A 23,150-nucleotide genomic window follows, 5' to 3' on the forward strand; every position below is an offset into this window, starting at 1 on the left:
GGCCTCCTCTGCCGGCGCTCTAGGCCAAAGCGGCGGGCTGCGCCAGAGGCGGGCGGCGGATGCCCAGGAAGGGGCCGTCTCCGGCCGACTCGATCCGGGTCATGGCGTCGGGGATGGCCTCGACGATCACCGACATGGTGAAGGCCGTCGCGTGGATCATCCGGCCGGGCGACAGGGCGATCGCGACATGGCCGGGCCAGAACAGCAGGTCGCCGCGCCGGATGTCCTGCGCGGCGGGAAAGGCCGCGCGCTGCAGGTCGCTGTCGCCGGGGCAGGCAAGGCCGCAGGCGCTGAGCGCGGCCTGCGCCAGGCCCGAACAGTCGATCCCCCAGCGGCTGTTGCCGCCCCACAGGTAGGGCGTGCCGATCAGGCCTTCGGCGACCGCGACGGGGTCCGCGGCCGGCCGGTCCCCGACATGCTGCAGGGGAACGAAGCCGCCGGTGGCCAGGCGGGCGAAGCGGCCCTGGCTGCCCGTGACCGACAGGCGCGCGCCGACCGACAGGCTGGCCAGTTCCCGCTGCTTCATGTCGGGGGCGGGATAGACATGGGTGGCGGGCGCGGTGACGCGGTGGGTGATGGGCGGCAGGTCGGCGCCCAGGGCGGCGGCCGGCAGCCAGCCGCAATAGTCGTCAAGCGCCGCCTGCACGAAGCACCACTCGCCCCGCCTCTCGATCACGGTCACGTCGGCGCCGAAATTCACCTGCCGGTCGCGCCGCCCGTCAGGCGCGGCCAGCAGGTCGGCCAGCGGCACGACCAGCCGCGCGGCATCGCCCGGCGTATAGACGGGCCGTTCGATCACGCCCGCCAGGCATTCCAGGGCCACGCGGTCGGTAGCCGGCGTCAGGCGCCGGTCCAGCGTCATGCCAGGATCTCGGGCAGGGCGGCCAGGATGGCGCGCGCGCCCTGGCCCAGGCCGCCCTTGGGCCGGCCCGGCGCCGCGGCGGGCTGCCAGCCGTAGATGTCCATGTGGACATAGCGCCCCGCCCCCTGCGCGAAGCGGCGCAGGAACAGCGCGGCGGTGATCGACCCGGCCATCCCCCCGGACGGCGCGTTGTCCAGATCCGCGATCTGCGGCTCGATCTGCGGCTCGTAGCCGTCCCAGAAGGGCATCCGCCACAACGGGTCGCGCACGGCCATCGCGGCGCGCGACAGGCCCTCGGCCGTGGCATCGTCGTCGCAATAGAAGGGCGGCAGGTCCGGCCCAAGCGCCACCCGCGCCGCCCCCGTCAGGGTCGCCAGCGAGATCATCAGGTCGGGTCTTTCCTCGGCCCCCAGGGTCAGGGCGTCGGCCAGGATCAGGCGGCCTTCGGCATCGGTGTTGTTCACCTCGACCGTCAGGCCCTTGCGGCTGGTCAGCACGTCGCCCGGGCGGAAGGCATTGCCGGCGATGCTGTTTTCGACCACCGGCAGCAGCAGGCGGATCTGCATCCGGTCGGCCGCACCTGTCAGCGCCAGCATCTTCAGCAGGCCAAGCGCGGAGGCCGCCCCGCCCATGTCCTTCTTCATCAGCAGCATCGAGGCCGAGGGCTTGATGTCCAGACCGCCGGTGTCGAAGCAGACCCCCTTGCCGACCACCGTCAGGCGTGGCCCGCGCCCGCCCAGCCGCAGGTCGATCAGGCGCGGCGCCTGTTCGGCGGCGCGGCCGACGGCGTGGATCATCGGCAGGTTCGCCGCGATCAGGTCCGCCCCCGTGGTGACGGCGATCCCGGCGCCCAGATCCCCGGCCAGGGCGCGGGCTGCGGCCTCGAGCGCCTCGGGACCCATGTCGCTGGCGGGCGTGTTGATGAGGTCGCGGGTCAGGAACTCGCCGGCGGCCTGGGCGGCGATCCGGCGGGCATCGACGCCTTCGGGGCAGACGAAGCGCGCCCCTGCCGAACCCGTTCCATGCCCCCTGTAGCGGGTGAAGCGGTACTGGCCCAGCAGCAGGGCAAGCGCGGCCTCGTCGCGGTCGAAGCCGGGGGGCAGGATGGGCCGCCACAATCCCGCGGGCAGGGCCGCCGCATGGGCCGGGGCGAAGCGGTGGCGGCCCGCCTGCGCCCGGTCGCCAAGGCCCAGCATCGCCCCCGCCAATCCGCCCGAGGGTCCGGGCAGCAGGCAGATCTCGGCCAGCTTGCCGGAAAAGCCGCTGGCCGCCGGCCAGGAGCCGGCCTGTTCGGGCAGCGGATCGTCCTTCCACACCACCCAGAGCGGCAGGGCATCGGCGGAATCGGCGGCGAAATCGGGGGTCATGGGCCTGTCCTTGTCTCTCGGGCGCGAGATTACAGGCTGGGCAGGCCCCTGCAACCCCGGCCTCAGACGGGCTGGCCGTCGTCCCAGATCGCGGTGAGGGACCGGTTGCCGACGCGCATCAGCCGGGCATGGACAGCCCCGATCGCCACCTTTTCGCGCCTTTCGGTGCAGGCGCCCAGATCCATCGCCACCCCGGCCAGCGAAAGAAGCCCGATCTGCCAAGCCAGGCGCGCCAGCAGGTCGCACTGGCGCGCGGCCTCGGTCAGGCTGTCGGACCGGATGGCCGCGTCCGTGGCCGCCAGCACCGTGGCCAGCTGTTCCAGGGCCAGGCCGATGACATTCTGCGCGGCGGTTTCGCCCAGTTCGGTCACGATGTCGCCCAGGCGGCGGGAATCGACCCGAACCGGTTCCGAAACAGCCAACGCCATGATCTGTGCCATCTTTCCTACCATTACCTGCCTACTTGTCGGTTTGGGCAAGATGACCTTTCGCCGTGAAGAAAACCTTGATCCCGGGGACAGAAACCTCTCGAATTTGTTTCAATCCCGGCCTATCACACGCGGGTCCAGTGGGGTGATCCATGCATAACATCCGTCCTTTGCCGCAATACCTGGTGACCCGCTTCCACGGCTGGTACGCCACCTCCTACACGGAAAACAGCGCCTGGTACCGGCGCCTGGCCACCGACGGCCAGAGACCGCGGGCCATGGTGATCTCGTGCTGCGACTCGCGCGTGCATGTCACCAGCATCTTCGGCGCCGATTCGGGCGAGTTCTTCATCCACCGCAACATCGCCAACCTGGTGCCGCCCTACGCGCCCGACGGGCTGCAGCACGGCACCTCGGCGGCGGTGGAATACGCGGTGCAGGCGCTGAAGGTCTCGCATCTGATCGTGGTCGGCCATACCCGCTGCGGCGGCGTCGCGGGCTGTCATGCGATGTGTTCGGGAACCGCGCCCGAACTGGAGGAAAAGACCAGCTTCGTCGGCCGCTGGATGGACGTGCTGCGCCCCGGCTATGACCGGGTGAAGGATCTGCCCGAGGATCAGCAGATCCCGGCCCTGGAACGCGAGGCGGTGCTGGTCTCGATCGAGAACCTGATGACCTTCCCCTTCGTGAAGGAGGCCGTCGCCTCGGGGCAGATGTCCCTGCACGGGCTGGTCCACGACATCAGCGAGGGCACGCTGGTCCAGGCCGTGGACGGCGGGCGCAACTGGGTCGAGGTCTGAGGGCCGGGGATAAGGCCCAGGCCGGCGCCGTTCAGGCGTCCGGCCTCCAGCGGATCACGCGCCAGACATACAGCGCGACGATGCCCGCCACGACGGCGGTGGACACCGGGTTGATCCAGAGTTCGACGCGTTCATACTGGTCTTCAAGCAGATAGCCGGCAAGCGCCAGCCCGCCCGACCAGATGAAGCTGCCAAGCCCGGTGAGCAGCAGGAACTGCCCCTGCGGCATCCGCTCGATGCCGGCGGGGATCGAGATCAGCGTGCGCACCGTGGGCACGAAGCGGCCGAAGAACACCACGGTGCGGCCGTGGCGATGGAACCACTCCTCGGCGCGCTCGAACTCCGATGGGGTGGTGGTCAGCCAGCGGCCGTGCCGGGCGATCAGCCGGCGCATCCGGTGCGCGCCGACGGCCCGGCCCGCCAGATACCACAGCCAGGCCCCGGCCAGCGATCCCAGGGTGCCGGCCAGGACCGCCAGCCACAGGGGCGTGCCGCCGCGCGCGGCGTTGAAGCCCGCCAGCGGCATGATCAGTTCCGACGGGATCGGCGGAAAGACGTTTTCCAGCAGCATCAGCACAGCGATGGCCAGCGCCCCGCCGCTGTCGAGAAAGCCCGTGATCCAGTCGAACACCGCCTAACCCTTCTTCAGGACGCGATTGCCAAGCAGTTCGGCGATCTGCACCGCGTTTAGCGCCGCGCCCTTGCGCAGGTTGTCGCTGACGCACCACAGGTTCAGGCCGTTTTCCACCGTCACGTCCTGGCGGATGCGGCTGACGAAGGTGGCGAAATCGCCCACGCATTCGACCGGCGTCGTGTAGCCGCCGGGTTCGCGCTTGTCCACGACCAGGATGCCCGGCGCCTCGCGCAGGATGTCGCGGGCCTCGTCCTCGTCCAGGAAATCCTCGAACTCGATGTTGATGGATTCCGAATGGCCGACGAAGACCGGGACGCGCACGCAGGTGGCGGTGACCTTGATGGACGGGTCGAGGATCTTCTTCGTCTCGACCACCATCTTCCATTCCTCCTTGGTGTCGCCGCTGTCCAGGAAGACGTCGATCTGCGGGATCACGTTGAAGGCGATCTGCTTCTGGAACTTCTTGGCCGCGACCTCCTGGCCCGGGACGTACATGCCCTTGGTCTGGTCCCACAGTTCGTCCATGCCTTCCTTGCCGGCGCCGGACACGGACTGGTAGGTGGACACCACAACCCGCTTGATGCGCGCGCGGTCGTGCAGCGGCTTCAGCGCCACCACCATCTGCGCGGTGGAACAGTTGGGATTGGCGATGATGTTCTTGTTCTTGTAATCGTGGATCGCCTGGGGGTTCACCTCGGGCACGATCAGCGGGATCTGCGGGTCGTAGCGATACAGCGACGAGTTGTCGATCACCACGCAGCCCGCCGCGGCGGCGCGCGGCGCATGGGTCTTCGTGGCTTCCGAGCCGATGGCGAACAGGGCGATGTCCCAGCCGGCAAAGTCGAACTGCTCGATGTCCTTGACCTTGAGCGTCTTGTCGCCGAAGCTGACCTCGGTGCCCTGCGACCGGCGCGAGGCCAGCGCGGCAATCTCGTCCACGGGGAACTGGCGTTCCTCGAGGATGCTCAGCATTTCGCGGCCCACATTCCCGGTGGCGCCGGCGACGACGACTTTGTAGCCCATCTCCTTGGGACTCCTTTTCTGGCGGTCGGACGCCTTTAGCGCATGGGGGTGTGCAAGGGAAGAGGAGATCCTATCCAGAGGTGATCTGGCGAATAGCAGGTGCGGCTAACTGGAGTGTCTCATTGGCCATGAGGGTAAGTCCTATGACTCGTTCGCCTTTGCCGAATAGGCTTTTTGCCCAGTTTGCTAATGCCTCTAATTGACGCTGATGCTTTTTGTCCATCTTGTTAAACTCAACCGAAAAATCAGCAATAACTGACTTGACTGCATTCCGAACCTCAAGAGGAGAAGGATTAGAGGATGCCTGCACTATTCTTTGAACGGCGTTGATCTTCAAGATCAACGCATTTCGACAGTAGTAATCTATGTCCCAATTATGAATGTCGGATAGCAACTGTTCCGTCCGCTCAATCAGAATTTGGCGATCAACAAGCTCCACTGCAATAACATTTTTTTCTGATAACAGAACTGCAATTGCTTTAATTGTTTTGAGTGATCGCTCACTTATTATGGGGCCAATAGACCGCGCCCCACCACGCGAGAAGATCGTGTTGAAAACTTCGTTTTGGACCTCAAGAAGCTCGTCGATTTGCTCTTGGCGATGCTCTTCCGATCTAAAATCAGCCCGGATCAGTTCACCATAAGTCTCGTTAAAAAGTTCTTGTATATGCCTTATTTCTGTAAATATACTTCCCCCACCTTTCTCTGAAAGAACTTTTTCTACAGGATTGCGTTGGCATGCTGCATTAAGCGCCAGTAAGGAATTATACAGCTGATTAGGTCATGTTGACAAATGGCGGAGCCAGAGCTTGATGCATGCGATGTCGATGAAGCCGCGGAAGCTTTCTGCGGTTTTGTCGTAGCGGGTTGCCAGCCGACGGCTGTTTTTCAGCTTGTTGAAGCAGCGCTCGACCATGTTGCGCAGGGTGTAGATGGTCATGTCGACAGCCTTGCGCACCCTTCGGTTCTTTCGCATCGGTATCATGGGGAGGGCGTTGCGGCTCTCGATGTCTTCCCGAATTTTATCAGAGTCATAGCCCCTGTCTGCGACCAGGACGGCTGGCTGCGGCAGGTTGTCGGCCATCACCAGATCATAGCCGGTGTAGTCGGAATCCTGCCCCGGCGTGATCTCGGTCCTCATCGGGAGGCCAGCGCCGTTGACGCGGAGATGGATCTTGGTCGAGAAGCCACCTCTCGAACGGCCAAGAGCCTCTTTCGGAGTCCCCCTTTTGCGCCCGCCGCATGATGATGGGCGCGGATCACGGTGCTGTCGATCATCTGCAGCTTGTCCGGCGCGATCCCAGCGTGGTTCAGCGCGTCCAGGATATCCTCCCACAGCCCGGCAAGGGTCCAACGGCGGAACTGCCGGTAGACCGAGGACCACTTGCCGAACTCTTCGGGCAGGTCGCGCCACGGCGCACCAGTCCTTGCGATCCAGAAAATGCCATCCAGAACAAGACGATGGTCCGCAGGCTTGCGCCCGTTCGGATGCCGGACGGCTCGGATGAAGCCCTCAAAGAATCCCCATTCGTCGTCGGACATCAGGTTGCGTGCCAAGCTCATCTCCTACGTAGAGAGCAGCTTGAATCACAGCGCGAACGCCGGTGGAACCCCTTTTGTCAACATCACCTAGAAAAAAGGGTTTCCATAATCCATCCTTTCCTGAGGACAAGATATCGGGCCTTATTATCGAACCGTCAACGGTAGGTTAATGCACAACCGCTCATTGGTTCGCATCAGATCCGCGACCCAGGCGGCCTCGGCGGCGAAGTCATGGGGCACCTGGGCGGCGGTGCGGCTGCCCGACAGGCTCTGGCTGGCGAAGAAATCGAAGCCGTGAAGCGTCAGCCGCGACAGGCCCGACCGCAGCAGCAGGTCGATCATCATCGCCCCGGTGGTCGGGGGCGCGGCCAGGCGGTCCTTCAGGGCGTGGTAGTCGGACAGCGGGTGCAGGTAGAAGCCGGGGCTGGTCGCCGTCCGCCAGTCCAGCCGCTTGCGCTTGGGAGACATCCACAGGATGCGGCCCGGGTTCAGGCGCGCGCGGTCCTGATCGGACAGGCGCACCGCCAGGGCCAGCCAGTCGGTCCGCGTCCCGTGGCTTTCGGGCGCGGGCATAGGCGCGCGGTTGATGCGGATCACCAGGTCGGCGGCGTCGATGGCCGCGCCCTGCCGGGCCTGCGCCAGCGACCGGGCGTTGCCGACCAGCGCGACCGACCTGCCCCGAAGCTCGGCCAGCAGCGCCGCCTGCGGGACCGACAGGGCCTGCAGCGCGGCCTCGTTGCGCAGCAGGCGGGCAGTGTGGAAGGCCAGCCTGTTCATGGCCGCGCCAGCAGGTCGTTGTAGATCGCCACCAGGGCGCGGGCCTCGCCCTCGATGGCGTGGTGGGCGGCGACATGGTCAAGGGCGGCGCGGCCCGCGGCGATGCGGGCGGCGTCGTCGTCCAGCCAGCGGCGCAGGGCGCGGGTCAGCGCATCAAGGTCATCGGGCGGCACCAGGCTGCCGGTGACGCCGTCGCGGATCAGCGTCTCGTAGGCGCCGACGCGGGTGGCGACGGCGGGCACGCCGCAGGCCATCGCCTCGAGCGGGGTCAGGCCGAAGCCCTCCCACCGGGCGGGGGCCGCGAACAGGTCGAGCGCCTGGTAGTGGCGCACCACCTGGTCCCAGGGCAGTTCGCCCAGAAGGCGGATGCGGCTCTCCAGCCCCGCCGCGGCGATCTCGGCCCGAAGCCCGTCGGCGAAGGCGCGGTTCTCGGGCGTGATGCGGCCGGTCAGAAGGACCCCCGCGCGCGGCCGGTCCGGCAGCAGCCGCAGCCCGGCGCGCACCAGCAGATCCACCCCCTTCTGCGCGCGCACCCGGCCGAAGCAGCCGATCAGCACCGCGTCGGGATCAAGCCCCAGTTCGCGCCGCAGCGCAGCCCGGTCGGCGGTGGGGCGGAAGATGTCGGTATCCACCCCGTGCATGACCACCGGCGCCGGCCGCTCGAGATAGCGGGCGGCCTTGTCGGATGTCGCCACGACGGCGTCCTGCCGGCGGATCAGCCAGCGGGTGAAGCCGGTGTGATGGCGCTGCGCGGCCGAGGTGAACATCAGCCGGTATCTGCGCCGCAGCAGGTGCCGCAGGATCAGGCCAAGCGCCATCTCGGTGTTGCGCCGGGCGTGCCAGACCCGCCAGCGGTCGCGCGGCATCAGCGCGGCGCGCGCCAGCGGGATCTGCGGAACCTCGGGGGGCAGGCCGGGGCCGGTGGCGCGGATCGCGATCATGCGGGCCTGCACCGGGATCAGGCGCACCACGGTCGCGGTGACGCCCGACAGGCGGCGTTTCAGGTTGGGGGCGATGACCAGCGGATCAGACATGGCGGGCCTCGGGCGTCAGGAAGTACAGCAGGAAGCCTGCGATCAGCGGGACCAGGAAGAACAGGAACAGCATGGCGAAAGCCTGCGCGGGGGAAAGGCCGCGCTTGCCGCCTCGTGGATCGGGCGGGAGGCGAACTGCATCACGCCCACCCCGCCGATCGAGACCATGTTCAGGAAGGTCACCCCGCGTCCCAGAAGATGCTGCGGCAGGAAGGACCGCCCATGCGCCATCAAGAGCGCATAGCCCGCGCCCGACAGGCCCACCATGGCCAGGGCGGCCGTCGCCAGCCCCAGGCTGGCGCCGGGCAGCAGGACCAGCCCGGCCAGGACCAGGATCGCCACGAAGGTGAAGGCCAGGATGGTCCGACGCAGGCCGCCGATCAGGCGCACCATCGGCCCGACCATGAAGTTGCCCGCGATCATGGCGATCCCCATGACCAGCGTCGCCCGCCCGATGGTCGCGGCATCGGCGCCGAAGACCGCCTCGAGATAGGGCGCCGCCCACAGCCCCCGGATCGCCGCCGAAGCGGCGTAGTTGGCGAAGAACAGCGGCAGGATGAACCACAGGGCGCGGATGCGCAGCACCTCGGCCAGCGATCCCTGCGGGTGATCGTCGCCAAGCCGGGCCGGGTCGCGGACCGTCGCCGCGATCAGCAGCGCCACGCCCAGGGTGGCGATGCCCAGCCCGCCGATGGTCGCGCGCCAGCCGAAGGCCTCGACCGCCCAGACCAGCGGCGAGGCGCCCAGGATGTTGCCCAGCGAGCCGAAGCCCACGATCATCCCCGCCAGCCCGCCGAAGGCCGCAGCCGGATATTCCCGCGCGATGATGTAATAGGACCCCATCAGCGCCGGCGCGCAGGCGACGCCCAGGGCCGTCATCGCCAGATGCAGGTGCCAGGGCGCCTGCGCCAGGGCAAAGACTGCCGCCCCCGCGCCCCCGGCGCCCCCCAGCAGCAGGGCCACCGTCAGGCGCGGCCCGATCCGGTCCAGCATCCGCCCCACCGGGATCTGCATCGCCGCGAAGGCCGCGAACCACAGCCCGGACGACAGCGCCAGATCGCCGGGCGTGGCGCCCAGCTCGGTCCCCAGCACCGGCGTCAGCACTGCCAGGAAGGCGCGGTAGAACTGGCTGAGGACATAGGCCAGCACCAGGCTGACGATCCCGGCGGACAGGGCGGGCATGGCGGCACTCCTTGTTGGGACCCGGCCTGCAAGCTGGGCCATCGCGGCAAAAGGTGCAAGACGTGCAACCCGCCCCGCCGGGTCGCCTTGACCAGCCCCGGCCGTGGCACTAGCACCGGACCCGACGGCGCGGCGGCGCGACCCAGGACCGGAGGAACCATGTCCGACAGCTATTCGCTTCTCATCCTGCCCGGCGACGGGATCGGCCCCGAGGTCATGGCCGAGGTGGTCAAGGTCATCGACTGGTTCGGGGCCAATCGCGGCATGTCCTTCGACATCCGCCACGGCCTGGTGGGCGGCGCGTCCTATGACGCGCACGGCACGCCGCTGACGGACGCGACGATGGCCCAGGCGCAGGCCGTGGACGCGGTGCTGCTGGGCGCGGTGGGCGGGCCGAAATACGACGTGCTGGATTTCGCCGTCAAACCCGAACGCGGCCTGCTGCGCCTGCGCAAGGAGATGGATCTTTACGCCAACCTGCGCCCCGCCCAGTGCTTCGACGCGCTGGCCGATTTCAGCTCGCTCAAGCGCGAGGTGGTGGCGGGCCTCGACATCCTGATCGTGCGGGAACTGACCTCGGGCGTCTATTTCGGCGAACCGCGCGGCATCCACCCGGATGGCAACAACGCGGACAACGAGGGCGGCCGCGTCGGCATCAACACCCAGCGCTACACCAGCGGGGAAATCCGCCGCGTGGCCCGTTCCGCCTTCGAACTGGCGCGGCGCAGGCACAACAAGGTCTGCTCGATGGAGAAGGCCAACGTGATGGAATCGGGCGTGCTGTGGCGCGAGGAGGTGCAGTGGGTCCATGACAACGAATATCCCGATGTGGACCTGACGCACATGTATGCCGACAACGGCGCGATGCAGCTGGTGCGCAACCCCCGCCAGTTCGACGTGATCGTGACCGACAACCTGTTCGGCGACCTTCTGTCGGACGCCGCCGCGATGCTGACCGGCAGCCTGGGGATGCTGCCCTCGGCCAGCCTCGGCGCGCCGATGGCCAACGGCCGGCCCAAGGCGATGTACGAACCCGTCCACGGCAGCGCCCCCGACATCGCGGGCCAGGGCAAGGCCAATCCCATCGCCTGCATCCTGTCCTTCGCCATGGCGCTGCGCTATTCCTTCGACGAAGGCCAAGCCGCCGCCGATCTGGAACGGGCGGTGGAAACGGTGCTGGCCCAGGGCGTGCGCACGGCGGATCTGATGGGCCCCCAGGGCGGCACGCCGGTGTCTACCGCCGAGATGGGCGATCGGATCGTCGCGGCCCTGGCCCAGGGCTGAGATGGAGACCGCGTCGAACGTGCGCGGCGCGGCCCTGGCCCTGCTGGCCATGGGCATCTACGCTACGCATGATGCGGTCATCAAGGTGCTGGGCGGGCAGTATCCGGCGCTGCAGGTGCTGTTCTTCTCCTCGCTTCTGTCCTTTCCGCTGGTGATGGTCACCATCATGCGCGACCCCACGCCGGGCACGCTGCGCCCGGCCAATCCCGGCTGGGTGGCGCTGCGCACGGTGGCGGGGATCGTTTCGGGGATGGGCAGCTATCTGGCCTTCTCGCACCTGCCGCTGGCCCAGGTCTATGCGATCCTGTTCTCGGCCCCGCTGCTGGTGACGATCCTCTCGATCCCGGTTTTGGGAGAGCGCGTCGGCCCGCATCGCTGGGCGGCCGTGGTGATCGGCCTTCTGGGGGTGCTGATCGTGCTGCGGCCCGGGGGGCAGGCGCTGGGCTGGGGGCATCTGGCGGCCCTGGCCTCGGCCGTCGCCTCGGCCACCACGGCGGTCGTGCTGCGCAGGCTGGGCCGGTCCGAACGGCCGCTGGTGCTGCTGATGTGGCCGATGCTGGGCAATTTCCTGGCCACCGGCGCGTCGCTGGCCTTCCAGTACCGGCCGATGGAACTGCCGCATCTGGCGCTTGCCGGCGTGATCGCCTGCCTGGGGCTGATGGCGGGCTTCCTGATCATCCTGGCCTACCGCGCCGGCGAGGCCGCGATCGTGGCCCCGATGCAGTATTCGCAGATCCTCTGGGCCACCGCCTATGGCTGGATCTTCTTCGGCGAGGTTCTGGACCTGCCGACCTTCCTGGGCGCCACGGTCATCATCGCCTCGGGCATCTACATCGTCTGGCGCGAGGGCCGGGGCGGCAATTCGGCTCACCGCCCGGTCATCGCCTCGCGCATCCGGACGGAAACGGTGACGGCGCCGCGCGCCTCGCTTCTGCAAAGAATATGGCCGCCGCGCCCCTGACGGGGCTTGCATTCGGCCCCGCCCCGCGCTACCTGCCCCACCACGGTCGGAGCGTAGCGCAGCCTGGTAGCGCACCTGCTTCGGGAGCAGGGGGTCGGAGGTTCGAATCCTCTCGCTCCGACCAGTCTTCCCGCATTCTTCCGGTTTTCCCAGGACGACGATCCGGCCCGGTACGGCACAGGGCGCCTCGCAGGACAGCGCGATGCCGGGATGGGCGCGGCGGGCTTCACGCCTGCCCGATCAGCAGCATCACCAGCGGGATCGTCACGATGCTGGCGGCGGTGGACATCAGGATCGCGGCCGAGACGCGCTGCTGGGCCACGCCGAAATGCTGCGCCAGGATATAGACGTTGCCCGCCACCGGCAGGGCGGCGGCCGCAACCATGACGCCGGCCGCATAGGGGTCGACCCGCAGCGCCCAGGCCGCCAGCCCCGCCGCCAGCGGATGCAGCACCAGCTTGGCCATCGTCAGCCAACCCGAGGCCGCAAGCCGCCCGATCCGGCGCCCCGCGAGGCTGGCGCCGATGGCGAACAGCGCCCCGGGGGTGGCCGCCGCGCCCAGCATCACCAGGAACTCGTCCAGGGGACCGGGCAGGGGCAGGCGCAGCTGCGCCCAGGCCAGCCCCGCCACCATGGACAGGATCATCGGGTTGGCGACGATGCCCCGGCCGATGGGCGCCAGGCTGGCCGGGCGCAGCCCGCCGCTGCGGCCCGCATGGATGATCAGGGTGATCAGCGTGGAAAACACCAGCATGTCGATGGTCAGCACCATCAGCACCGGGCCGATGGCGCGTTCGCCCAGAAGCACCACCAGCATCGGCACGCCCAGAAAGCCGGTGTTGCCGATCATGCAGCACTGCGCCTCCATCGCCGCCTCGGGCAGGGGCAGGCCGCGCGTCCGGGCGGCGGCCATCCCGATCACCCAGACCGCCAGCGACCCTCCCAGATAGGCCAGCACGAAGCGGCCGTCGAACAGCGCCGCCAGATCCAGGCCTGCCGCAAAGCGGAACAGCATCGCCGACAGCGCGAAATAGAACACGAACCGCGTCAGCCAGACCGCGCCGTCCTGCGGGAAGAACCGCGTCCGCGCGGCCAGCCAGCCCAGCCCGATCAGCCCGAAGAAGGGCAGGGTTTTCAGAAAGACCGCCAGCATTCCATCTTCTGTGTCTAAATATCCTCGGGGGTGAGGCCGCGGCTGCGGCCGAGGGGGCGGAAGGCCCCCTTTCGACGGTGAACTCGTGAACGCCCCCGCCCATTTCGCGCCGTCCGACCAGGCGGTGCCCGCCGGTCTCGCAGAAATGCGGCACATCGACCAGCGCCATCGCATCCGAGGTCCACAGCCGCATCCGCGCCCCGGGCGGCCGCTGCAGCAACAGCTTGCGCAGCCGCAGCACCGGCAGCGGGCACAACAGCCCGCGGGCGTCGATCACCGGATCATCGGTCACTGCACGCCCGCGGCCTGCTCAAGGCACCATTCGGCCAGGGCCTCGGGCGGAAGGCGCTGTCCCAAGCCGCCGCAGAACCGCTCGAACTCGGGCTGCTGCTGGGTCGGGACATGCAGCAGCACCGGCACGCCCTGCGCCACGGCCTCGGCGATCACGCTGCGAAAGCCGCGCCCGACGGCCTCCTGGCGGCCGAACTTCGGTACCACCAGCAGCTCGGCCCCCGCCAGGCGGGCCGAAACCCGCGCCGCCGCCAGTTCTAGGGCGCCGGGATCCAGACGGCAGCCCGACGATCCGCCCCCCAGCGACTGCGAGATGCGGATCGGCCTGTCCTCCTCGCCGATGACCAGAACATCCATGTCGCAGGCGCAGTCGGCGCCCAGGTCGGTATTGACCTGGACGGCGCCCGCCAGCCGCAAGCCGGCATCCGCCAGGGTCGCCGTCAGCCGCGCCAGCACCCGGTCGGCCTCTCCGGGCGGGGCGGTGTCGTCCAGGCTGAACCATCCCAGCATCGCCGTCATACCCCGCTGTCCAGGGCGAATTTCATCAGCCCGTTGATGCCGTCCACCCCCAGCTTCTTCTTCAGCGCCGACGAGGTGTTGGCCGCCGTCTTGTAGCTGACTTCCAGCTCGTCCGCGATGGCCTGCAGGCTCAATCCCCGGCCGATCAGCGCCAGAACCTGACGTTCGCGGTCCGACAGCGCCCCCAGCGGATCGGCCGAGGCCCCGGCGCGCAGCGTCGCAAGCGCCATCGCGTGCCTGGCCGACAGGTAGAACTCGCCGGCCTCGACCACCCGCACCGCCTCGCGGAAATCGGCGGGCGGGGCGTTCTTGGACAGGAAGCCCTGGGCGCCGGCCTGCAGGGCGCGGGCGGCGAATCCCGTCTGGTCGTTCATCGAAAAGACCAGGACGCGGGCCCGGGGCGCGGCATCGCGCAGCGGCGCCACCAGATCCAGCCCGCCCTGTCCCGGCAGGCTGATGTCCAAGACGATCAGATCGGGCGCGCCGTCCCGGGCCAGTTGCGCCAGGGCTTCCTCGCCGGACATGGCCTGGCCGATCCGCTCGTATCCCAGTTCGCGCAGCAGGCGGTTCGCCCCCAGATGGGTGATCGGGTGGTCGTCGATGACAAGGGCGGATTTCATCTGCAATCCCGTTCTCACTCTGCCTGCGCCAGGGGCAGGCTGGCGCTGATGGTGGTTCCCCCGGGCCCCGAGGACAAGGACAAATCGCCGCCCAGCAGGGTGATGCGTTCGCGCATCCCGGTCAAGCCGGTGCCTTCGCGGCTGCCCGGCGCCATCCCCCGGCCGTCGTCGGACAGCACCATCCGCCAATGCGCGGGGTCGGTCCACAGCCGCACGGCGATGCGCCGGGCGTCGGCATGGCGCAGGGCGTTGGTGGTGCCTTCCTGCAGGATGCGGAACAGGGTCAGGGCGGTGGCCTCGTCGGGTTCGGGCAGGCCGGGGGCCAGATCCAGGTCGATGTCCAGATCGGGAAAGCGCCGCCCCAGATCGGCGGCGTAGTCCGCCAGCACCGCCGCCAGCGGCAGTTGGCCGATGGCCACCGGGCGCAGGTCGCCCAGCAGGGCGCGGTTCACGCGGGCGATCTCGTCGGCGATCGCGGCGATGGACCGGGCGTGGGACTCGATCGCGGGGTTGGCGGCGGCGGCGGCGCGCAGGGCGTCGGTCTCGACCCGCAGGCCGAACAGGCAGGGGCCCATCTCGTCATGCAGGTCGCGGGCGATGGCCTTGCGCTCCTCGTCGCCGCGGCTGACGACGCGGCGCTGCAGCCGGGCGCGGTCGGCCTGCGCCTGCTGCAGCGCCCGCGCCAGGTCGTCCACCCCCGCCGCGATGGGCGCCAGGTCGCGCTGCGCCACCCGTCCCACGCGCGCCGTCAGATCGCCCCGGCGCAGGTCGGCCAGGCGGCTGGCGATGGCCGCCACCGGCCGCAGCGCCTGCCGCGTCGCCAGCAGGATCAGCAGCCCCTGCACCACCGAGGCCAGGGCCGCCAGGCCGAGGAAGGCCGACAGGTTCCGCCAGGCCAGGGCGATCTCGGCCGCCGGGTCGTTGGCGATGAAGACATAGCCGCGCGGCCGCCCCTGGATCACCACGGGCAGGCGGGTCTCCAGCAGATCCGGCGCCACCAGCGACGCGAACCACCGCGGCGCCCGGCCTTGCGCGGATGCGGGGGCCGGCGCCTGGCGCACCACGCCGTCCAGGATGTCCACCGTCCCCAGCGTCACGTGGCGCGGCACCACCAGCCGTTCAGGCAGAAGCCGCATGATCCGGTCGGGCGGCACCGCGCCCTGCATGGTTCCCACCGTCGCCAGCACCAGGGCGCGGGCGGTCTCGACCGCCAGACGGGTCTCCATGGCGATGTCGCGGCGCGCGCCCTCGAGGCTGGCGGCGGCCAGGGCCGCGAACAGCGCCGCCTGCACGGCCAGGATCACCAGAAGGATGCGCTGCGTCAGCGAAAGCCGGTTCATGGCCGGCAGAGTGGCCGACCGGCCCGGCCGCGTAAATGGCGCATTCGCGGCTTTTCGCGCCCGCGCGCCCGGCGTAGTAAGGGGCCATGACCGATTACGACGCCCTTGCCGCGCGAATCCGCGCCCTGACCGAAGGCGAGACCGACGAGGTCGCGCTGATGGCCACCCTGGCCTGCGAGATCCACCATGCCGACGACCGCTTCGACTGGACCGGCTTCTATCGCGTGGTGGCGCCGGACCTGCTGAAGATCGGCCCCTATCAGGGCGGGCATGGCTGCCTAGTGATCCCGTTCTCGCGCGGGGTCTGCGGGGCTGCCGCGCGGACGGGGCAGGTGCAGCTTGTTCCCGACGTGGACGCTTTTCCCGGCCACATCGCCTGCGCCAGTTCCACCCGGTCGGAAATCGTGCTGCCGGTCCGGGGCAGCGAGGGGCGGCTGATCGGCGTCCTGGACATCGACAGCGACCAGCCCGACGCCTTCACGCAGGACGACGCTGACCGGCTGGCCGCCATCCTGAACGAGGTGTTCGCCCATGTCTGAGCCCGTGTCTGAACCCGTCTCCGCACCCGTCTCCGGCTTCACCGGGCGCTGCCTCTGCGGCGCCACAGGCTTTGCGGGCACCTGGAGCGGCGATCCGCTGCGCGCCTGCCATTGCAGCCAGTGCCGCCGCTGGTCGGGCCATCTCTGGGCCGCCGCCCGGGCCGCCGACCTGACGATCCGGGGCGAGGTGCGGTGGTTCCGCTCCTCGGACCGGGCCGAGCGCGGCTTCTGCCCGCAATGCGGCAGCAGCCTGTTCTGGCGCGACCGGGATTCCGGCGCCATCGAGGTCGCGCCGGGCGCCGTGGACAGCCCCACCGGCCTGCGGATCCGCGGCCACATCTTCGTGGCCGACAAGGGCGACTATTACGACATCGTGGACGGGCTGCCCCAGGAACCGCAGGAATGATTTGGGAAACCCTGGCCAACATTCCCCTGGCGCAGCTGGCGACCTTCGTGGCGGGCGGGCTGATGCTGAACGTCGCGCCCGGGCAGGACGTGTTCTTCGCCAGCGCCTGCGGCATCCAGGGCGGGCCGCGGGCCGGCGCGCTGGCCGGCTTTGGCGTGGGCCTGGGCGTGCTGATGCATGTGACGCTGGCCACCGTGGGCCTGGGCGCGGTGGTCGCCGCCCATCCCGAGGCGCTGCGGGCGATCAAGTATGCGGGCGCGGCCTATCTGCTGTGGCTGGCCTGGAAAAGCTGGCGGGCCGGTCCCGCCGATCCGTGGGCCCGGGGCAGCGTGCGGGCCTGGAACATCATCCGGCGGGGCTTCCTGTCCAACGCCCTGAACCCCAAGCCGGTGCTGTTCCTGCTGGCGTTCCTGCCGCAGTTCACCAATGCCGCCTGGGGTCCCATCTGGCAGCAGATCCTGGGGCTGGGGCTGATCTTCACCCTGACTGGTACGCTGGTCACCATGGGCTACGGCGTCGTCGCGGGCTATGCGGGCCATGTGATCGGCCGGCGGCTGGGGCTGATCAACAAGATCGCCGCGCTGATGTTCGCGGGCCTGGCGATCCGGCTGGTCGCGAAGTGAGCGACTTTCCCTACGCGCCGCCGCCCGACGCGCCCGATGTCCTGCACGCCGATCACGAGATCCTGGTGGTGTCGAAGCCCGCCGGCCTGCTGTCGGTTCCCGGCCGGGGCGAGGGCAAGGAGGACTGCCTGATCGCCCGCCTGCGCGGTGCCTTTCCGACGGTCCTGCTGGTCCACCGGCTGGATCAGGATACCTCGGGGGTGATGGTCTTCGCGCTGACGCCCCATGCGCAGCGGACCCTGTCCCGCCAGTTCGAGGAGCGGCGCGTCAAGAAGGCCTATGTCGCCCGGCTGGCCGGCCGGCTGGAGCCCCGGACCGGCACGGTCGATCTGCCGCTGATCGTGGACTGGCCGAACCGGCCGCGCCAGAAGGTCGATCACGACCGGGGCCGCCCGGCCCGCACCGACTGGCGGGTGATCCGCGCGACCGATGCGGAAACCCGCGTCCGGCTGTTTCCGCTGACCGGGCGCAGCCACCAGTTGCGCGTCCACATGGCGCAGTTGGGGCACCCGATCCTGGGGGATCCGCTGTATGCGGCAGGCGCAGCGCTGGATCATCCCCGGCTGATGCTGCACGCCGAAAGCCTGCGCCTGCGCCACCCCGACAGCGGCGTGCAGGTCACCTTCAGCCAGCCCGCGCCGTTCTAGCCGCCCGGCCGTCCGATTTCCTGTGCAGGGCGTCGGCCCGGCAGCCGGCTAGATCTGGCCCAGAAATCCGCGCAGCACCATCAGGCGCGCGGCGGTGGCATCGACGATGCTTTCCAGCGACATGGCCTCGTCATTGGCCCAGACGCGGAAGGTGTCGGCCAAGGCATGAGAGATCGCCTGGGCCAGCAGCTCGGCGTCCGGGCGCGCCTCCTCGCCCAGGCGGGTCACGGCCAGGTCCGAAAGCTGGTCGGTCAGCCGCTTCAGCGACCCGTAGAAGATCGGCAGCAGTTCCGGCGACTGGCCCATCAGGCGATCGACCAGCTGCGACAAGCCGCGGTCCAGGTCGCTGCTGCGCAAGAGCCGGCGCAGGGCCTCCAGAAGGTCGGCCAGCAGCGGGCCCGACGACTGGCGGAACCAGGCGACGGTCTCGGCGTCGAACCAGACCGCCTCGCCGACGATCGCGGCCTGCTTGTTCAGGAAATAGTTGAAGAAGGTCCGCTGGCTGATGCCGGCCTCGGCCGCGATCATCTCGGTGGTGAGATGGTCATAGCCGTGGGTCAGCGCCAGCGACAGCGCGGCGCGCTGGATCTCGCGCGAGGTCTGAAGGCGCCTGCGGTCACGCAGCGTTGATCTTGAATGCATGGCATCCACCTCTGGATTCCTATAAGGCAAACATTGCATAAAGTGCATGATCCGGCAAGAAGCCTGTCGCGCCTCGCCGTCCGGCGCCATCTGAATGGGAAACATCCGATGCCTCGTATCTTGCCGGTGGCCACCGCCGCGCTTCTGGGACTGTGGTTCCTGTCCTTGCCCGCCTCGGCGCAGCAGGAAGGCATGCCTCCGCCCTCGGTGGGCGTCGTCACGCTGCAGCCTCAGCCGGTGCCGCGGATCCTGACCCTGCCGGGGCGGGCCGTGGCCGGATCCGAGGCGGGGATCCGGCCGCGCGTCTCGGGGCTGATCACCGAAATCCTCTATGAACCCGGCACGGCGCTGGAAGCCGGCGATCCGATGTTCCGCATCGATCCCACCACCTACGAGGCCAATGTCAGAAGCGCCCAGGCGCAGGTGACCTCGGCGCAGGCGGGGCTGACGCAGGCGCGCACCTCGTTCGGGCGGACCGAGCAATTGCTGGGTTCGGGCACCTCGCAGGCCCAGGTGGACGAAGCGCGGGCGATCCTGCAGCAGGCCGAAGCCGCGCTGCAGTCGGCCGAAGCCGCCCTGGCCCTGGCCCAGGCGGAACTGGACTGGACGACCGTGACCAGCCCCATCGCGGGGCTTGCCAGCGTGGCCCTGGTGTCGGTGGGCGATCTGGTCAACGCAGGCCAGGCCGAGCCGCTGGCGACGGTCACGCAGCTTGATCCCATCGACGTGGACATGTACGAGCCGTCGTCCCGGATTCTGGCCCTGCGCGACGACATCCGCGAGGGGCGCTTGCAGCTGAACGAGACGCTGCAGGCCACGCTGACGCTGGAAACCGGCGAAAGCTATGCCTTCACGGGGGAACTGGTCGCGCCGGGCTATACCGTCTCGACCTCGACGGGCTCGGTGGACACGCGCTTCCGCTTCGACAATCCGCGGCGGCTGATCCTGCCCGGCATGTTCCTGCGCGGCCAGGTGGACCTCGGCACGACCGAGGCCTTCCTGGTGACCCAGAACGCCGCGAGCCGCGACCAGACCGGCCAGCTGACGGCCTGGGTGATCCGCGACGGCAAGGCCACAGAGGTTGATCTGGCCGACGACGGCACCTATCAGAACCACTGGATCGTCACCGAGGGGCTGGAACCGGGCGACCTGCTGGCGGTGGACAACCTGGCCGCGCTGACCGAAGGCGCGGCGGTGACGACGGTGCCGGTGACGCTGGACGAGAACGGCGTGCCGCGCGAAACATCCGCGGAAGCCCCCGCCGAAACGCCTGCCGAAACGCCTGCGGAAGCCCCCGCCGAAGCGGCCGCGGCGGAGTAGGCGCGCATGGCCCGTTTCTTCATCCACCGCCCCGTCTTCGCCTGGGTCCTGGCCTTCGTGACCATGCTGGTCGGGGCGCTTGGCCTGCAATCCCTGGCGATCGAGCAGTATCCCCAGATCGCCCCCACCACCGTGCGCATCAGCGCGACCTATACCGGCGCCTCGGCCGAAATCGTCGAGAACTCGGTCACGACGATCATCGAGGACGGCATGACCGGCCTCGACGGCCTGATGTACATGACCTCGAACTCGACGCCCGGATCGGCGTCGGTGTCGCTGACCTTCGACGACACGATCGACCCCGATATCGCCCAGGTCCAGGTCCAGAACAGGCTGCAACTGGTGACAAGCCAGTTGCCCAACCTGGTGCAGCAGCGGGGCGTGAACGTGTCGCGATCGACCAGCTCGATCCTGCTGGTGGGGGCGCTGACCAGCACCGACGGCAGCTATTCGTCGGTGGAGCTGGGCGATCTGGTGTCCCAGATGATCGAGGATCCGGTCCAGCGGACGCCGGGGGTCGGGTCGATCAACACCTTCGGGTCGGGCTATGCCATGCGCATCTGGCTGGACCCGATGAAGATGGCGCAATATCAGGTCACCCCCAATGATGTGACCGCCGCTGTCGCCGAACAGAACACCAACGTCACCGTGGGCGACCTGGGCGCGGAACCCAGCCCCGAAGGCCAGCGCCTGACGCTGACGCTGTCGGCGCAGTCGCAGCTGTCCTCGGTCGAGGAGTTCGAGCGCATCCTTCTGCGCGTCGACCCGGACGGATCGACGGTGTTTCTGGGCGATGTGGCGCGCATCGAACTGGGGCAGGAACGATACGGCGGCAACGCCCGCTACAACGGCAACCCGGCCGCGGGCTTCGGCGTGAACCTGGCCACCGGCGCCAATGCCGTCGATACCGCCCATGCCGTGCGCGCGCTGATCGACGACATCGCCCCGGCGCTGCCCGAGGGCGTCGAGGTGGTCTATCCCTATGACACCGCGCCCTTCGTCGAGGAATCGATCAGTCAGGTTTACCACACCCTGGCCGAGGCCGTGGTGCTGGTCTTCCTGGTGATCCTGGCCTTCCTGCAAAGCTGGCGCGCCACCATCATCCCGGTCGTCGCCATCCCGGTGGTGCTGCTGGGCACCTTCGGGGTGCTGGCGGCGGCGGGCTTTTCCATCAACACGCTGACCATGTTCGCCCTGGTGCTGGCGATCGGCCTGCTGGTCGATGATGCCATCGTCGTGGTGGAAAACGTCGAGCGCGTCATGGAGGAGGAGGGGCTGGGCCCCGTCGAGGCCACCCAGAAAAGCATGGAGGAGATCACCTCGGCGCTGGTGGGCATCGTCATGGTGCTGTCGGCGGTGTTCTTGCCGATGGCCTTCATGGGGGGTGCCACGGGGGTGATCTACCGGCAGTTCTCGCTGACGATCATCACCGCGATGGTGCTGTCGCTGGGCGTCGCGGTGATCCTGACGCCGGCCATGTGCGCCAGCCTGCTGCGGCCGCGCAAGCATGGCGGCGGCATCGCCCCGGCGCGGTGGTTCAACCGCAACCTGGACCGCGCCACCAACGGCTATGGCTCGACCGTGTCGCGGCTGGTGCGCCGGCCGTTCCGGATGCTGATCGTTCTGGTGGTCATCGGCTTCGGGGTCTTCGCGATGTTCGAAAGGCTGCCCGGATCCTTCCTGCCCGACGAGGATCAGGGCGTGATGATGGTGATGATCGAGACGCCCGAGGGATCGACCACCGCCCAGACCCTGGCCCTGGTCGAGCGGGTCGAGGACTATCTGCGCGTGGACGAGGCCGCGACGGTCGAATCGACCTTCTCGGTGCTGGGCTTCAGCTTCGGCGGCTCGGGGCAGAACCAGGCGATGCTGTTTGCCAAGCTGCGCGACTACGAAGAGCGCCCCGGCCTGGACGTGGCCTCGCTGGTGGCGCGGGCCAACCGGCACTTCCTAGTCAACAACCGCGCCGGCCAGGTGTTCTTCCTGCAACCCCCGGCCATTCCCGGCATGGGCGCGTCTTCGGGCTTTACCATGTATCTGGTGGATCAGGCCGGGCGCGGCCAGGAGGCGCTGTCCTCGGCCGCCGATGAACTGGTCGCCACCGCCCAGGCCGACGGCCGCGTGACCAACCTGCGCGGCAACGAGGCGCCGTTCGAGACCTCGCTGCAGCTGGACATCGACCAGCAGAAGGCCGCGGCCTTCGGGCTGTCGATCCTGGACGTGAACGCGATGCTGTCGGTGATCTTCTCGGGCCGCGACGTGAACGACTTCGCGCTGGGCACCGAACTGCGCCCGGTGATCGTCCAGGGCGATGCCTATGCCCGGTCCCAGCCCGAGGACATCGACCGCTGGTTCGCCCGCAACGACCAGGGCGACATGGTCAACTTCGGCGCCTTCACCACCCGCGTCTGGGACCAGGAGCCGCAGGCCCTGGCCCGCTATGGCGGCACGCGCGCGCTTGAACTGTCGGGCGCGGCGGCGCAGGGCCTGTCCTCGGGCGCGGCCATGACCGCGATGGAGGAGATGGTGGCCGAGATGCCGGGCGGCTACGGCACGGCCTGGACCGGGCTTTCCTATCAGGAGCGCCTTTCGGGCAACCAGGCGCCGCTGCTGTTCACGCTGTCGGCCCTGGTGGTGTTCCTGGCGCTTGCGGCGCTTTACGAAAGCTGGACGGTGCCCCTGGCGGTGATGCTGACCGTGCCCATCGGCGTTTTGGGGGCCCTGGCCGCGGCCTTGCTGTTCGACCAGACCAACGACGTCTATTTCAAGGTGGGCCTGCTGACGACCATCGGCCTGGCCGCGCGCAACGCCATCCTGATCGTCGAGTTCGCGCAGTCGCTGGTGGCCCAGGGACGCCCGCTGATCGAGGCCTCGATCGAGGCCTCGAAGATGCGCCTGCGGCCGATCCTGATGACCACCTTCGCCTTCATGCTGGGCGTGCTGCCCCTGGCGATCGCCAGCGGCGCGGGGGCGGGGGCGCAGAACTCGATCGGGATCGGGGTTCTGGGCGGCATGGCGTCCTCGGCGGTGATCGGGATCTTCCTGGTGCCGGTGTTCTACGTGGCCGTGCTGAGGGGCGTCGAACTGGTCACGAGAAGACGGGCGAAACCGGCCTGAGCTTCGGGCGGCGGCGGGCCGGGCGCGCCCGCCGCCGCC

The 23,150-nt window shown here is 69.0% G+C and carries 24 protein-coding genes, 1 tRNA gene and 1 pseudogene; 10 read left to right on the forward strand and 16 right to left on the reverse strand.

Annotated elements, in window-relative coordinates:
* Positions 1-19: 19 nt before the first annotated feature.
* From ACZ1HC_RS06580 to ACZ1HC_RS06590, 3 genes are all read right to left on the reverse strand, one after another.
* Positions 20-862: a C40 family peptidase gene (locus tag ACZ1HC_RS06580; RefSeq protein WP_472699271.1), complete on the reverse strand. Its 843-nt coding sequence runs from the start codon at positions 860-862 to the stop codon at positions 20-22.
* Entirely contained in the window at positions 859-2,229 is a 1,371-nt protein-coding gene (locus ACZ1HC_RS06585; RefSeq protein ID WP_472699272.1) for a leucyl aminopeptidase family protein, read from the reverse strand. The genes ACZ1HC_RS06580 and ACZ1HC_RS06585 overlap by 4 nt, the downstream gene beginning before the upstream one ends.
* 62 nt (positions 2,230-2,291) lie before the next feature.
* Positions 2,292-2,669, reverse strand: a complete 378-nt coding sequence (locus ACZ1HC_RS06590; RefSeq protein WP_472699273.1) for a hypothetical protein — start codon at positions 2,667-2,669, stop codon at positions 2,292-2,294.
* 140 nt (positions 2,670-2,809) lie between these two features.
* On the opposite strand from ACZ1HC_RS06590, the gene ACZ1HC_RS06595 reads away from it, so the two are divergent.
* A complete protein-coding gene (locus tag ACZ1HC_RS06595; protein WP_472699274.1) occupies positions 2,810-3,457 on the forward strand; it encodes a carbonic anhydrase in 648 nt (215 codons plus the stop codon).
* Between the two features lie 31 nt (positions 3,458-3,488).
* On the opposite strand, the gene ACZ1HC_RS06600 is transcribed toward ACZ1HC_RS06595, so the two are convergent.
* The 7 genes from ACZ1HC_RS06600 to ACZ1HC_RS06630 form a co-directional block, all read right to left on the reverse strand.
* Complete coding sequence (locus tag ACZ1HC_RS06600) at positions 3,489-4,088, reverse strand: DedA family protein (RefSeq protein WP_472699275.1); 600 nt, start codon at positions 4,086-4,088, stop codon at positions 3,489-3,491.
* A 3-nt stretch (positions 4,089-4,091) separates the two neighbouring features.
* Positions 4,092-5,114 carry an aspartate-semialdehyde dehydrogenase gene (locus ACZ1HC_RS06605; RefSeq protein WP_472699276.1) on the reverse strand — a complete coding sequence of 341 codons (1,023 nt, stop codon included), beginning with the start codon at positions 5,112-5,114 and terminating at the stop codon, positions 4,092-4,094.
* Positions 5,115-5,184: 70 nt separating this feature from the next.
* The gene (locus ACZ1HC_RS06610) at positions 5,185-5,553 is read right to left on the reverse strand and encodes a hypothetical protein (protein ID WP_472699277.1); all 369 of its coding nucleotides are present in this window, start codon (positions 5,551-5,553) and stop codon (positions 5,185-5,187) included.
* 342 nt (positions 5,554-5,895) lie between these two features.
* A protein-coding gene (locus ACZ1HC_RS06615; protein ID WP_472698269.1) for an IS5 family transposase occupies positions 5,896-6,677 on the reverse strand; the annotation gives its coding sequence in 2 pieces (ribosomal slippage) (positions 5,896-6,335 and positions 6,335-6,677; 783 coding nt in all).
* A gap of 123 nt (positions 6,678-6,800) precedes the next feature.
* Positions 6,801-7,433, reverse strand: a complete 633-nt coding sequence (locus ACZ1HC_RS06620) for a glycosyltransferase family 29 protein (RefSeq protein ID WP_472699278.1) — start codon at positions 7,431-7,433, stop codon at positions 6,801-6,803.
* Complete coding sequence (locus tag ACZ1HC_RS06625; RefSeq protein ID WP_472699279.1) at positions 7,430-8,467, reverse strand: glycosyltransferase family 4 protein; 1,038 nt, start codon at positions 8,465-8,467, stop codon at positions 7,430-7,432. Before ACZ1HC_RS06625 ends, ACZ1HC_RS06620 begins: the two co-directional genes overlap by 4 nt.
* A gap of 42 nt (positions 8,468-8,509) precedes the next feature.
* The gene (locus tag ACZ1HC_RS06630; protein ID WP_472699280.1) at positions 8,510-9,649 is read right to left on the reverse strand and encodes an MFS transporter; all 1,140 of its coding nucleotides are present in this window, start codon (positions 9,647-9,649) and stop codon (positions 8,510-8,512) included.
* A 159-nt stretch (positions 9,650-9,808) separates the two neighbouring features.
* Here ACZ1HC_RS06630 and leuB point away from each other — a divergent pair, with 159 nt between their 5' ends.
* The 3 genes from leuB to ACZ1HC_RS06645 all read left to right on the forward strand — a co-directional run bounded on the left by leuB (position 9,809) and on the right by ACZ1HC_RS06645 (position 12,018).
* Positions 9,809-10,933, forward strand: a complete 1,125-nt coding sequence (leuB, locus tag ACZ1HC_RS06635) for a 3-isopropylmalate dehydrogenase (protein ID WP_472699281.1) — start codon at positions 9,809-9,811, stop codon at positions 10,931-10,933.
* A 1-nt stretch (position 10,934) separates the two neighbouring features.
* Positions 10,935-11,894 carry a DMT family transporter gene (locus tag ACZ1HC_RS06640; RefSeq protein ID WP_472699282.1) on the forward strand — a complete coding sequence of 320 codons (960 nt, stop codon included), beginning with the start codon at positions 10,935-10,937 and terminating at the stop codon, positions 11,892-11,894.
* Between the two features lie 47 nt (positions 11,895-11,941).
* A tRNA-Pro gene (locus ACZ1HC_RS06645) sits at positions 11,942-12,018 on the forward strand.
* A gap of 102 nt (positions 12,019-12,120) precedes the next feature.
* Here ACZ1HC_RS06645 and ACZ1HC_RS06650 read toward each other — a convergent pair.
* From ACZ1HC_RS06650 to ACZ1HC_RS06670, 5 genes and pseudogenes are all read right to left on the reverse strand, one after another.
* The gene (locus tag ACZ1HC_RS06650) at positions 12,121-13,047 is read right to left on the reverse strand and encodes an AEC family transporter (RefSeq protein ID WP_472699283.1); all 927 of its coding nucleotides are present in this window, start codon (positions 13,045-13,047) and stop codon (positions 12,121-12,123) included.
* An 82-nt stretch (positions 13,048-13,129) separates the two neighbouring features.
* Positions 13,130-13,339, reverse strand: a pseudogene (locus tag ACZ1HC_RS06655) (sulfurtransferase TusA family protein); the annotation flags it as partial.
* Complete coding sequence (locus tag ACZ1HC_RS06660) at positions 13,336-13,857, reverse strand: DUF2478 domain-containing protein (RefSeq protein ID WP_472699284.1); 522 nt, start codon at positions 13,855-13,857, stop codon at positions 13,336-13,338. The gene ACZ1HC_RS06660 and the pseudogene ACZ1HC_RS06655, both read right to left, overlap by 4 nt.
* Complete coding sequence (locus ACZ1HC_RS06665) at positions 13,854-14,477, reverse strand: response regulator (protein WP_472699285.1); 624 nt, start codon at positions 14,475-14,477, stop codon at positions 13,854-13,856. Before ACZ1HC_RS06665 ends, ACZ1HC_RS06660 begins: the two co-directional genes overlap by 4 nt.
* Before the next feature lie 14 nt (positions 14,478-14,491).
* On the reverse strand, positions 14,492-15,817 hold the full coding sequence (locus ACZ1HC_RS06670; protein ID WP_472699286.1) for an ATP-binding protein: 1,326 nt from the start codon (positions 15,815-15,817) through the stop codon (positions 14,492-14,494).
* Between the two features lie 86 nt (positions 15,818-15,903).
* Here ACZ1HC_RS06670 and ACZ1HC_RS06675 point away from each other — a divergent pair, with 86 nt between their 5' ends.
* The 4 genes from ACZ1HC_RS06675 to ACZ1HC_RS06690 are packed head-to-tail and all read left to right on the forward strand — an operon-like array spanning position 15,904 to position 18,032.
* Positions 15,904-16,356: a GAF domain-containing protein gene (locus ACZ1HC_RS06675; protein WP_472699287.1), complete on the forward strand. Its 453-nt coding sequence runs from the start codon at positions 15,904-15,906 to the stop codon at positions 16,354-16,356.
* Positions 16,349-16,762: a GFA family protein gene (locus ACZ1HC_RS06680; protein ID WP_472699288.1), complete on the forward strand. Its 414-nt coding sequence runs from the start codon at positions 16,349-16,351 to the stop codon at positions 16,760-16,762. Before ACZ1HC_RS06675 ends, ACZ1HC_RS06680 begins: the two co-directional genes overlap by 8 nt.
* Positions 16,759-17,385, forward strand: a complete 627-nt coding sequence (locus tag ACZ1HC_RS06685; RefSeq protein WP_472699289.1) for a LysE family translocator — start codon at positions 16,759-16,761, stop codon at positions 17,383-17,385. Before ACZ1HC_RS06680 ends, ACZ1HC_RS06685 begins: the two co-directional genes overlap by 4 nt.
* Positions 17,382-18,032, forward strand: a complete 651-nt coding sequence (locus ACZ1HC_RS06690; RefSeq protein ID WP_472699290.1) for a pseudouridine synthase — start codon at positions 17,382-17,384, stop codon at positions 18,030-18,032. The genes ACZ1HC_RS06685 and ACZ1HC_RS06690 overlap by 4 nt, the downstream gene beginning before the upstream one ends.
* Positions 18,033-18,080: 48 nt before the next feature.
* Here ACZ1HC_RS06690 and ACZ1HC_RS06695 read toward each other — a convergent pair whose 3' ends face one another.
* Positions 18,081-18,674, reverse strand: a complete 594-nt coding sequence (locus ACZ1HC_RS06695; protein WP_472699291.1) for a TetR/AcrR family transcriptional regulator — start codon at positions 18,672-18,674, stop codon at positions 18,081-18,083.
* Between the two features lie 108 nt (positions 18,675-18,782).
* On the opposite strand from ACZ1HC_RS06695, the gene ACZ1HC_RS06700 reads away from it, so the two are divergent.
* Positions 18,783-19,994, forward strand: coding sequence for an efflux RND transporter periplasmic adaptor subunit (locus ACZ1HC_RS06700; RefSeq protein WP_472699292.1), 1,212 nt, complete (start codon positions 18,783-18,785; stop codon positions 19,992-19,994).
* A 6-nt stretch (positions 19,995-20,000) separates the two neighbouring features.
* Positions 20,001-23,111 carry an efflux RND transporter permease subunit gene (locus tag ACZ1HC_RS06705; protein ID WP_472699293.1) on the forward strand — a complete coding sequence of 1,037 codons (3,111 nt, stop codon included), beginning with the start codon at positions 20,001-20,003 and terminating at the stop codon, positions 23,109-23,111.
* Positions 23,112-23,150: the final 39 nt, after the last annotated feature.

The organism is Paracoccus sp. BR5-17 (assembly GCF_055693925.1).